This is a genomic window from Streptomyces sp. NPDC033966 (genome assembly GCF_055575955.1).
The window spans coordinates 69,092-80,186 of the sequence record NZ_JBVIRQ010000021.1 but is presented as its reverse complement, the minus strand read 5'-3'; the positions used below and the strand labels follow the sequence as shown (position 1 = coordinate 80,186).

The window sequence follows — 11,095 nt, the reverse complement described above, 5'->3', positions numbered from 1 at the left end:
TCCTCGAAGTGGTACCCGGTGTCCAGGAACACCACGTCCACCCCCGGGGCGACCCGCGAGGCCAGGTGGGCGACGACCGCGTCCTCCATCGAGGAGGTCACGCAGAACTTCTTCCCGAAGGTGTCCACCGCCCAGCGCAGGATGTCCAGCGCCGAGGCGTCCTCCAGGTCGCGTCCCGCCTGCTCGGCCAGTTCTCTGAGACTCACGTCTTGAGTAGTGGTCATATCTCGTCCCCTCCAGCGGTGTTGGACTGAACACCCCGGGCCAGCAGCCCGAGGTACTTCAGCTGGAAGGCTCGGTTGCAGGCCCTGCATTCCCAGGCGCCGTGACCCGTTTCGTGGGGAAACAGGTCCTCGTCGCCGCAGTACGGGCAGTAGAACGGTGCGGCTCGCTCGCTCATGAGAGGCTCGCGTCGTTGGCGCGGCCGACCCAGGCGGCGAAGCGCTCGCCGTCCTCGCGCTCCTCCTCGAAGCGCTTGACGACCCGCTCGACGTAGTCGGGCAGACCGGCCGAGGTGACCTTGAGGCCGCGGACCTTGCGGCCGAAACCGGCCTCCAGGCCGAGGGCGCCGCCCAGGTGGACCTGGTAGCCCTCCACCTGGTTGCCGTCGTCATCCAGGACCAGCTGGCCCTTGAGACCGATGTCCGCCACCTGGATACGGGCGCAGGCGTTCGGGCAGCCGTTGATGTTGATGGTGAGCGGCTCGGCGAAGTCCGGCAGGCGGCGCTCCAGCTCGTCGATCAGCGAGGCGCCGCGCGCCTTCGTCTCGACGATTGCCAGCTTGCAGAACTCGATGCCGGTGCAGGCCATGGTGCCGCGGCGGAACGGGGACGGCTTGACCCGCAGGTCCAGCGCCTCCAGAGCGGCGACGACGGAGTCGACCTGGTCGGCCTCGATGTCGAGGACGATCATCTTCTGCTCGGCGGTGGTCCGCAGGCGGCCGGAGCCGTGCTGCTCGGCGACGTCCGCGATCTTGGTGAGGGTGGCACCGTCCACACGGCCGACGCGGGGCGCGAAGCCGACGTAGAACTTGCCGTCCTGCTGCTGGTGCACGCCGACGTGGTCGCGCCACTGGCCGCTGGGCTGCTCGGGCGCGGGGCCGTCCGTCAGCTTGCGCTTCAGGTACTCGTCCTCCAGGACCTGGCGGAACTTGGCCGGGCCCCAGTCGGCGACCAGGAACTTCAGGCGGGCGCGGGTGCGCAGCCGGCGGTAGCCGTAGTCGCGGAAGATCGAGATGACGCCCTCGTAGACGTCGGGGACCTCGTCCAGGGAGACCCAGGTGCCGAGGCGGACGCCCAGCTTGGGGTTGGTGGACAGGCCGCCGCCGACCCAGACGTCGAAGCCGGGACCGTGCTCGGGGTGGTTCACGCCGACGAAGGCGATGTCGTTGATCTCGTGCGCCACGTCGAGCAGCGGCGAGCCGGAGACCGCGGACTTGAACTTGCGGGGCAGGTTGGAGAAGTCCGGGTTGCCGACGATGCGGCGGTAGATCTCCTCGATGGCGGGGGTGCCGTCGATGATCTCGTCCTGGGCGATGCCGGCGACGGGCGAACCGAGGATGACGCGGGGCGTGTCACCGCAGGCCTCGGTGGTCGACAGGCCGACGGCCTCGAGACGGCGCCAGATCTCGGGGACGTCCTCGATCCGGATCCAGTGGTACTGCACGTTCTGGCGGTCGGTGAGGTCGGCGGTGCCGCGCGCGAACTCCTCGGAGATCTCGCCGATGACGCGGAGCTGCTCGGTGGTCAGCCGGCCGCCGTCGATGCGGACGCGCAGCATGAAGTACTTGTCGTCCAGCTCCTCCGGCTCCAGGATCGCGGTCTTGCCGCCGTCGATCCCGGGCTTGCGCTGGGTGTAGAGGCCCCACCAGCGCATACGGCCGCGCAGGTCGTTGGGGTCGATCGAGTCGAAGCCGGCCTTGGAGTAGATGTTCTCAATGCGTGTCCGCACGTTGAGACCGTCGTCGTCCTTTTTGAACTGCTCGTTGCCGTTGAGGGGCGTGTGGTGTCCGACGGCCCACTGGCCCTCGCCGCGATGACGGCCGGTCTTGCGGCGCGCTGCGGCTGCGGGGGCGGCTGCGGGCGATTCGGGGGTGGCGGCCATGGCGGATACGTCCTTCTTCAACGGCTCGAGGTGGAGGCAGGGGGGAGCGGCGGCGCGCCCCTGTCACACTGGAGTCTCTGAGCAGGTGTGGCCGATTTCCGCCCGTGTGTCGGGGTTGCCGACAGGCGGGGGGCAGTGTTCGGCCTCAGGGGGCTTGCGGGTGATCGACGCGTCCGCGGCGGCGGGGACTGCGGCGATGTGCGGCGGGTGCTGGTTCCGTCAGCGTGCCGGACAGATGGCGCTGGACATGCGGCCGAGGTCGACGTGCCGCCGACTCACCAAGGCAATTCCAGCTCCATTCATGGCCGAAGCGTGTCATGTGCCGATTGGAGGAGTCCACTACTGTCCACGATTCGGACGAAGTCGTCCCGGATCATGAGACCGCGTGACCCCGGTCACCTTTTTGACGCGCCGCCGGTGGGGGGCCCGGGCCGGTGAGTCGGCTGCGGGTGGGTGGGCCGCTGCGCGGGGCGAGGTCCCCTACCCGCCCTTCCACCGTTCCTCCCCCAGCTACCGCTGGGAGGTACCCCCAGGCGAGGCTGAAATGGCCGGTCGGGGGCGGGGGCGGGGTGGGGTGTTGTCCGGGACTGAAACGAGATGATTTCGGCGCGCGGTACCGCTCACCAACCGGATCCGGATCGGGCGCCGAACATCGAAGCCCGTCCCGGACGACACACCACCCCGTCCCCGACCCCGGCCCCCGCAGCACGCACCCCGCACCCCCCGCCCGGCCAGGGCAACGCCCCGGACCGGCCACCCCCCCCGGCCAGGGGCTACGCAGCACGCACCCCGCACCCCCGCCCGGCCAGGGCAACGCCCCGGCCCGGCCACCCCCCGGCCAGGGGCTACGCTCCCGGCCAGGGCCCCGGGGTCGGGGTTTCTTCCTTCGGTTCCGTCTCCGTCCTGAAGACCTTGAAGCCGCGGCGCCGGTAGTTGTCCATCGCCGTCGGACCGTCCTGGCTGCACGTGTGGACCCACACCCGGCGGGTCGGCTCGCGGTCCGGCCAGCGGGACGCGAGGTCCCAGGCCCGGGCGGTGCCGAAGGTCAGCAGGTGGCCCCCGATGCGGCGGCCCCGGAAGTCCGGCAGGAGGCCGAAGTACATGATCTCGACCACACCGTCGGGCTGCGGGTCGAGCTCGACGTAGCCCGCCGGGGTGCCGCGGTCGTACGCGACCCACGTCTCCACTCCCGGCCGGTCCAGCAGCTCCACCCACTCCGCGCGGGTCAGCGACAGCCGGTCCGTCCAGTGGATGTCCCCGCCCACCGAGGCGTACAGGAAGCGGCTCAGCTCCGGGGACGGGACCTCCGCGCGGGTGATCGTGATGTCCGGGCCCGGTACCGCCGCCGGGACGAGGTCCGACGGGGAGGTCATCTCCAGGGACCAGGTGGTGAGTGTGATGGTGCTCATGCCGTTCAGGGAACCACGGGCGCCGCGCCGCGGCCCAGGCGGGCCCTGATCACGGCCGGGGCGGTGGAGTGGGGCAGCAGCCGGCCCGGGTCCGCCGGGCGGATCAGCTCCACCTCGACGTCCTCCGCGAAGCGGTACGGCCGGTGCGTCAGCACCCCGGCCAGGTGCCGCCGCACCCGGGACAGTTCGGCGCGGACCGTCACCGTCCGCGTCGGGTCCCCGAACAGTTCGGCGGCCAGCTCCGCCGCGGAACGCCCCCGCGGGGTCTCCGCCAGCAGGAACAGCAGCTCCGCGTGGCGCGGGCTCAGCTCCTGGGACCAGCTGCCGGCGGCCCCGTACACGGTCGCGGACCAGGACCGGGGGCGGCTCAGGTCCAGCACCACCCGGCTCACCGCCGGCGCGGCACCCGCGGCACCCCGCGCCTCGGCCAGCCGCAGCAGCCAGCCGCCGGGCAGCGGCTCCGCCACGCAGTCGCCCAGCTGCGCGACCCACACCGGCCCGGGGCCCAGCGCCTTCGGCAGGGCGACCCGGTCGGCGGGGGCCAGCCCCGTCACCGCCGCCGTCCAGCCGTGCGGGTCCACGGCCACGGCGCGCCCGGGCAGCCGGGCCAGCAGCGGGGCCGCGACGGCCCGCAGCCGCTCCAGGGACTCCAGGTGCCGCACCCGCAGCTCCCGCTCGGCGAGCCGGGCCACGGAGCTCACCCAGGCCAGGGTGGCCGGGTGCATGGTGGCGAGCGGCCCGCTGACGTCGACCACGCCCAGCAGCCGCCCGTCCCTCGGGTCGTGCACGGGAGCCCCCGCGCAGGTCCAGTCGTGGTGGCTGGAGACGAAGTGCTCCGCCGAGAACACCTGGACCGGCCGCCGCGTCACCAGGGCGGTGCCCACCCCGTTCGTGCCGACCACGGCCTCGTCCCAGTCGGCCCCCACCGCGAAACCCAGCCGGTCCGCCTTGCGCAGGATCGACCGGTGGCCCTCCCGCCACAGCAGCCGCCCGTCCGCGTCGGCCACGACCATGATGTGCAGGGCCTCGTCCAGCGCGGGCAGCAGCCCCTCGCGCAGCACCGGGAGGATCTCCCGCAGCGGCGAGACCTGCCGGCGCTCCTCCGTCTCGGCGGCGGACAGCATCCGCGAGCGGGCGTCCCGGTCGGGGTGCACCCCGCCGGCGAGCATCCGCCGCCAGGACTCGGCGATCTCGGGGCGGGGGGCGGCCGGCGGGCGGGCCCCGGCCAGCGCCGCGGCCCGCACCCCCTTCAGCAGGCGCGTCGCCTCCCGCGCGTCCATGGCCGAGATGCGCGCCACGTCGACCGTGCTGCCTGCGGTGTGGGCCACCGGAACCTCCCCGTGCTGAACAGGACGTACTGCGCAAGCCGCCCCCCGTGGCGCACGCGCGTACTTCCCGGGCACATGCGGCGGGCGAATTCCGAGCCGTAAGGAATGCAGGGTTGCAACGGTATGCAACCCTCGCCAACCCCCGGTCACCCGACCGAAACTATCGGCACGCCGCCGAGCGGCGTGACAGCTCCTTCCTCGGGGCTCTTGGACCAGGGGTGGTGCCGAGTCGGCGCGGCGCCACCCCGGGTCCCATCTCCACGGGCTCGGATCCGGTGCTGAGCGCTCCGGCGGCCGCGTAATGGTTTGGGGACCACCGCGGCCTGGGAGCACGGTGGTTTGGGGACCGCCGTCAGCCCGTGATCCGCGCCCGTGCCACCACTCCCGCCAGGTCGAGGCTGTGCGGCAGCGTTCCGAAGGCCGCCCCCCAGTCACCGCCGAGCCGGGACGCGCAGAACGCGTCCGCCACCTCCGGCGGGGCCCAGCGGACCAGCAGCGAGCCCTGCAGGACCAGGGCCATCCGCTCCACCACCCGGCGGGCCCGGGCCTCGATCCCGTCGAGGTCGGCCAGCTCCGTCAGCAGGTTCTTGATCGCCGCGTCCAGCCGGTGGTCCGCGCCCCTGGCCAGCCCGACCTCCTGGAGGAACGCGTTCAGGGCCTGCGGCTCCCGCTGCAGCGCGCGCAGCACGTCCAGGGACTGCACGTTGCCCGAGCCCTCCCAGATGGAGTTCACCGGGGATTCGCGCAGCAGTCTCGGCAGTCCGGACTCCTCGACGTAGCCGTTGCCGCCCAGACACTCCAGGGCCTCCGCCACCATCGGCGTACACCGCTTGGTCACCCAGTACTTCGCGGCGGGCACCGCGAGGCGCAGGAAGGCCCGCTCCTGGTCGGTCCCGGCGTCGTACGCGGCCGCGAGGCGCAGCGTCAGGGCGGTGGCCGCCTCCGACTCCAGGGCGAGGTCCGCGAGGACGTTGCGCATCAGCGGCTGGTCGATGAGCGGTGCTCCGAAAGCAGAGCGGTGCTCCGCGTGGTGGACGGCCTGCGTCAGCGCCTGCCGCATCAGCGAGGCCGAACCGATCACGCAGTCCAGCCGGGTCGCCGCGACCATCTCGATGATGGTCCGCACCCCCCGGCCCTCCTCGCCCACCCGCCGCGCCCACGTCCCGGAGAACTCGATCTCGCCCGACGCGTTCGACTTGTTGCCCAGCTTGTCCTTCAGCCGCTGGATCGCGAACGCGTTCCGCGTCCCGTCCGGCAGCACCCGCGGCACCAGGAAGCAGGTCAGCCCTCCCGGCGCCTGCGCCAGCACCAGGAAGCCGTCCGACATCGGCGCCGAGCAGAACCACTTGTGCCCGGTCAGCACGTACTCCCCGGACGCGTCCAGCGGCGCCGCCGACGTCGTGTTCGCCCGGACGTCGCTGCCCCCCTGCTTCTCCGTCATGCCCATCCCGAAGAGCACCCCGGCCTTCTGCCCGGCCGGCCGCAGCCCCTCCTCGTACACGTGCGAGGTCAGCCGCGGCTCCCACTCCGCCGCGAGCTCCGGATCGGTCCGCAGCGCCGGCACCGCGGCGTGGGTCATCGAGACCGGGCAGCCGTGCCCCGCCTCGGCCTGCGACCACAGGAAGAAGCCCGCCGCCCGCCGCAGGTGCCCGGCCGGACGGCCCCAGGCGTCCGTCAGCCCGGCGCCGACCGCGTGTCCCAGCAGCCGGTGCCACGACGGGTGGAACTCCACCTCGTCGATCCGGTTCCCGTAGCGGTCGTGCGTCCGCAGTACCGGCGGGTTCTCGTTCGCCTCCCGGCCCCACTGCTGGGCCTGCGCCGAACCCGCGGTGCGGCCGAGCGCGGTGAGCTCCTCCCGTACCTCGTCCCGGAGTTCGGGGGCCGCGTCGGCGAGGTGCCGCTCCACGCCCTCGGTGAGGGGCCGGTCGCCGAGGTAGACCTCGTACCCGACGAGCGGCGGGGCCTGGTTGCTGACTGTGTGGGTGGTGGCTGCCATGCGGATACCGTAAGGACGTGCAGCCAGCAAAAGAAACACCCGAGGGGATCCCGGTACGCCCGGGAAGGCTCCACCGGGCCCGCGCCCTCTACCGCAACGTCTCCAAGCGCAAGATGGGCTGGCTGCTCCTCAAAGACACCGTCAACTCGTGCATCGAGTACCGGATCCTCGGCCTCGCCGCCGAAGCCGCCTTCTTCACCCTGCTCTCCCTGCCCCCGCTCTTCCTCGGCCTGCTCGGCCTGCTCGGCTACGTGGACGGCTGGACGAACACCCAGTCCGTGGCCAGCATCGAGGAGAACATCCTGCGCGCGGTCGGCACCGTCCTGTCCGACCGGGGCGTCAACGACATCGCCAGACCCATGCTCGACGACGTCACCAGCCGCGGCCGCCCCGACCTGATCTCCCTCGGCTTCGCCTTCGCCCTGTGGTCCGGCTCCCGCGCCGTCAACGTCTTCATCGACACCATCACCGTCATGTACGGGCTCGACGGGCAGCGGGGCATCGTCAAGACGCGGCTGCTCGCCTTCCTCCTCTACGTGATCGCCCTGCTGATCGGCGCGATCGTGCTGCCGCTGATGGTCGTCGGGCCCGACGCCGTCGTCCGCCTGGTGCCCTGGAGCACGGAGGTGATCGCCGTCCTCTACTGGCCGGTGGTCACCCTGCTCTCCATCGCCTTCCTGACGACGCTCTACCACGTGTCCGTCCCCGTCCGCTCGCCGTGGATCGAGGACGTGCCGGGCGCGCTGGTCGCACTCGCGATGTGGGTGCTCGGATCGTTCCTGCTGCGGATCTACCTGACCAACACGGTGGAGGGCCCGACCATCTACGGGTCCCTCGCCGCGCCCGTCGCGATCCTGCTGTGGATCGGCATCTCGGCCTTCGCGGTGCTCGTCGGCGCCGCCGTCAACGCCGCGATCGACCGGGTCTGGCCGTCGGTGGCCACGGCCGCCGCCCGTGAGGCCAACGAGCGGGTCCGCGAGGCAGAGGCCGCCCAGCTCGTCGCCCGTGCCGCCGCCTGGCGGGCCCTGGCCGAGGGGGAGTCCGAGGACGACGAGGACGCCGGGATGCCCTCGGAGTTCCCCGAGCGCTGGTCGAACTTCCTGCCGCCCGACGACTACACCTCCCGCCTGCGCAAGCACTGACGGCCCGGCCCGGGCCGGCGGTGTGCGCGGGGACCCGTGCGCGGCCCCCGAAGCGCCGGCCGGGACCACCCTCGGGGCCTACACGGCGTCGGCGGGCGCGAACAGCGAGACCCCGCAGCCGTCCGGGTCGAGCACCACCGCGTAGCGCTGGCCCCAGAAGGCGTCCCAGGGCTTCAGGTGCCCCTCGTACCCGGCGCCCGTCAGCTCCGCGTACAGCGCGTCCACCTCGGCGGGGGACTCGCACAGAAAAGCGAGCTCCCGGCGCTGCCCGCCGCGCTGCGGGGTCCAGGAGGGGTCGAAGGACCGGACGACCTCCTCGGTGTCCCATCCGATCCGCAGCCCGCCGGGCAGCACGGCCTCGACGTGCGGCTGTGCCTCGGCACCGGCCGGGACGTCCAGGCCGAGCCGGCGGTAGAAGGCGAGCGAGGCGGCCATGTCGGAGACGACCAGGCCGATCATGTCGAGTCGTGGAGTCATGCCCGCAGGCTAGGCGCGCTGCCGTCCGGCGGTCTTGAAGGAAACGGACATCGGGCCGGGAATCCACCCCCGGGTGGAGGGCCGGGAACCCCGGGATTAATTCGGTGGTGCGGCCTTCCGGGGCGGGCTATGGTTCCGCAGGAACGGCACACGGCGTCCTGCCGCGGCCGCCTTTGAGGATCAGGAAGCAGGAGGTGAGGACATTGATGACTGTCACGGTGACGGGCACTGCCCGCATTCAGGAGTTCATCATCGTTTCCGCCCCCGTGGTCTCCGGCTGACCTCACACTCCTCGCACCGCCGCCGAGCGGGCGCTGCCGGGGCCACCTTGTGAAGGGTTCCCCTTGACTCTCTCTTCCTCCCCGTCCCTCACCTCCTTCGGCTGGGACGAGGCATGGGCCGCCGAGTTCGCCCCGTACGCCGCCCAGGGACTCCTCCCGGGCCGTGTCGTACGCGTCGACCGGGGCCAGTGCGACGTGATGACGGAGGACGGCGTGATCCGCGCCGACACCGCGTTCGTCACCCCCCACGACCCGCTCCGGGTCATCTGCACGGGCGACTGGGCCGCCGTCGAGGCGACCGGCAACCCGCGCTACGTGAAGGCGTACCTGCCGCGCCGGACCGCCTTCGTACGGTCCACCTCCTCGCAGCGTTCCGAGGGGCAGATCCTCGCCGCCAACGTCGACCACGCCATCATCGCGGTCTCGCTCGCCGTCGAGCTCGACCTCGGACGCATCGAGCGCTTCCTCGCGCTCGCGTGGGAGTCGGGGGCGCAGCCGCTGGTCGTCCTGACCAAGGCGGACCTGGTCCCGGACCCGGCCACGCTGGCCTACCTGGTCCAGGACGTGGAGACCACCGCCCCGGGCGTACAGGTGCTGACCGTCTCCTCCCACACGGGGGAGGGCACGGACGTGCTCGCCGCGGTCGTCGCCGACGGCACGAGCGTGCTGCTCGGGATCTCCGGCGCGGGCAAGTCCACGCTGGCGAACGCGCTGCTCGGCGAGGACGTCATGGACGTCCAGGAGACCCGCGACGTCGACGGCAAGGGCCGCCACACCACCACCACCCGCAACCTGCTCGCCCTGCCGGGCGGGGGCGTCCTCATCGACACCCCCGGGCTGCGCGGCGTCGGGCTCTTCGACGCGGAGGCCGGGGTGGGGCAGGTCTTCTCGGAGATCGAGGAGTACGCCGAGCAGTGCCGCTTCCACGACTGCGCGCACGAGGCGGAACCGGGGTGCGCGGTGCTCGCGGCGGTGGCCGAGGGGGCGCTCCCGGAGCGCCGCCTGGACAGCTACCGCAAGCTGCTGCGCGAGAACCAGCGGATCGTCGCGAAGACGGACGCCCGGCTGCGGGCGGAGATCGCCCGGGACTGGCGGATGAAGTCGGCGGTGGGCCGGGCCAATTACGCGGCGAAGCGGGGCCGCTGACGCTTGGCCGGGCGGGGGTGGGGGCCGCTGCGCGGAGCCGGTCCCCTACCCGCCCTTCCCTCGTTCCCCGGGGCTGCGCCCCGGACCCCTGGGGGCTCCGCCCCCAGACCCTCCCCCAGCTACCGCTGGGAGGTGCCCCCAGCGCCTCAAACGCCGGCGAGGCTGGAATTCGCCGGCCGGGGCCGGACGCCGCCTGGCGGGCTGGAGTGCGCGCAGCGCACTTCCAGCCCCGTCTGGGGGCACCTCCCAGCGGTAGCTGGGGGAGTTTGAGGCGCGGGCGCGGTAGCGCCGTGTCTGTAGCCGCGCCCGGCGCGGAACGCCGGACTTTCCAAGCCGCGCCGGCGTTTGAGGCGAGAACGGTTGAAGGGCGGGGAGGGGCCAGGCCCGCGCAGCGACATACCGCCCGCACCCGACCCACCGGCCCCCGCCACCCAACCCGACCCCGCCCCGGGTCCGACGGCCGGAGGCCGGCGCAGCGGCGCGAAGCCGGGGAGGCCGCTTGCGGCCGAGCCACGCGAGCGGCGCGTCAAGGAGGGGACGGCCGGAGGCCGGCGCAGCGGCGCGAAGCCGGTAAGGCGCCCCCGCGCCGCACCGCGCGAGCGGCGCGTCAAGAAGGGGTGCGGCGCGTCAAGAAGGGGTGCGGCGCGTCAAGAAGGGGTGCGGCGCGTCAAGAAGGGGTGCGGCGCGTCAAGAATAGGCGGCGGGGCGTCAAGAAGGGCGGTCGGCCAGGACGGTTCCGAGCCACGCCGCCGTCACCGAAAGGCATGCGAACAGCTCCACCAGCACACTCGTCCCCACCGCCCGCATCACCGCCCGGACCGACGCCCACGCCTCGCCGTGCGTGCCCAGCCGGCGGCGTTCGCACAGGTAGATGCCGCCCACGAACCCCGGCACCGCCCCGACCACCGGCAGCAGGACGAAGCCGGCCACCGCGCCGGCGGCCGCGTACGCCGCCATCCGGCGGGTGACCCCGACACCCCGCAGCCGTCTCGGCGGCAGCTGCCACTTCACCACCTGCGCCACCAGCAGCAGGGCCGTCGAGGCGACCAGGACCGCCCACGCGGCGGTGGACCGCTCGTGCAGGGACCACCACAGCAGCCCCGCCCAGACCAGCCAGGTCCCCGGCACCCCCGGGACCATCACCCCCAGCACCCCGAGCAGCAGCACCACCCCCACCAGGAGCAGCTGCGGCAGATCCATGCGCCCAGCGTGA

10 protein-coding genes and 1 pseudogene are annotated in these 11,095 nt (G+C 72.9%); 2 read left to right on the top strand and 9 right to left on the bottom strand.

Translation table 11 applies throughout. The annotated features are described in order from the left end of the window. The 7 genes and pseudogenes from ACZ518_RS36385 to ACZ518_RS36355 form a co-directional block, all read right to left on the bottom strand. A pseudogene (locus ACZ518_RS36385) lies at nt 1-224 on the bottom strand (phosphoadenylyl-sulfate reductase); the annotation flags it as partial. Next, nucleotides 221-400: a hypothetical protein gene (locus tag ACZ518_RS36380; RefSeq protein WP_125815005.1), complete on the bottom strand. Its 180-nt coding sequence runs from the start codon at nt 398-400 to the stop codon at nt 221-223. The gene ACZ518_RS36380 and the pseudogene ACZ518_RS36385, both read right to left, overlap by 4 nt. Continuing rightward, complete coding sequence (locus ACZ518_RS36375; RefSeq protein WP_469117323.1) at nt 397-2,103, bottom strand: nitrite/sulfite reductase; 1,707 nt, start codon at nt 2,101-2,103, stop codon at nt 397-399. The genes ACZ518_RS36380 and ACZ518_RS36375 overlap by 4 nt, the downstream gene beginning before the upstream one ends. A gap of 219 nt (nt 2,104-2,322) precedes the next feature. Continuing rightward, entirely contained in the window at nt 2,323-2,406 is an 84-nt protein-coding gene (locus ACZ518_RS36370; RefSeq protein WP_312847410.1) for a putative leader peptide, read from the bottom strand. A gap of 542 nt (nt 2,407-2,948) precedes the next feature. Further along, complete coding sequence (locus tag ACZ518_RS36365; protein WP_469117322.1) at nt 2,949-3,512, bottom strand: GNAT family N-acetyltransferase; 564 nt, start codon at nt 3,510-3,512, stop codon at nt 2,949-2,951. Nucleotides 3,513-3,517: 5 nt separating this feature from the next. Then, complete coding sequence (locus tag ACZ518_RS36360) at nt 3,518-4,792, bottom strand: GAF domain-containing protein (RefSeq protein WP_469117327.1); 1,275 nt, start codon at nt 4,790-4,792, stop codon at nt 3,518-3,520. Nucleotides 4,793-5,192: 400 nt separating this feature from the next. Then, the gene (locus ACZ518_RS36355) at nt 5,193-6,836 is read right to left on the bottom strand and encodes an acyl-CoA dehydrogenase family protein (protein WP_469117321.1); all 1,644 of its coding nucleotides are present in this window, start codon (nt 6,834-6,836) and stop codon (nt 5,193-5,195) included. A gap of 17 nt (nt 6,837-6,853) precedes the next feature. On the opposite strand from ACZ518_RS36355, the gene ACZ518_RS36350 reads away from it, so the two are divergent. Beyond that, the gene (locus ACZ518_RS36350) at nt 6,854-7,978 is read left to right on the top strand and encodes a YihY/virulence factor BrkB family protein (protein WP_469117320.1); all 1,125 of its coding nucleotides are present in this window, start codon (nt 6,854-6,856) and stop codon (nt 7,976-7,978) included. A 78-nt stretch (nt 7,979-8,056) separates the two neighbouring features. Here ACZ518_RS36350 and ACZ518_RS36345 read toward each other — a convergent pair whose 3' ends face one another. After that, complete coding sequence (locus tag ACZ518_RS36345; RefSeq protein WP_469117319.1) at nt 8,057-8,455, bottom strand: VOC family protein; 399 nt, start codon at nt 8,453-8,455, stop codon at nt 8,057-8,059. A 344-nt stretch (nt 8,456-8,799) separates the two neighbouring features. On the opposite strand from ACZ518_RS36345, the gene rsgA reads away from it, so the two are divergent. Further along, nucleotides 8,800-9,882 carry a ribosome small subunit-dependent GTPase A gene (gene rsgA / locus ACZ518_RS36340; RefSeq protein WP_469117318.1) on the top strand — a complete coding sequence of 361 codons (1,083 nt, stop codon included), beginning with the start codon at nt 8,800-8,802 and terminating at the stop codon, nt 9,880-9,882. A 708-nt stretch (nt 9,883-10,590) separates the two neighbouring features. On the opposite strand, the gene ACZ518_RS36335 is transcribed toward rsgA, so the two are convergent. Next, nucleotides 10,591-11,082, bottom strand: coding sequence for a DUF456 domain-containing protein (locus ACZ518_RS36335; protein ID WP_469117317.1), 492 nt, complete (start codon nt 11,080-11,082; stop codon nt 10,591-10,593). Nucleotides 11,083-11,095 lie beyond the last annotated feature (13 nt).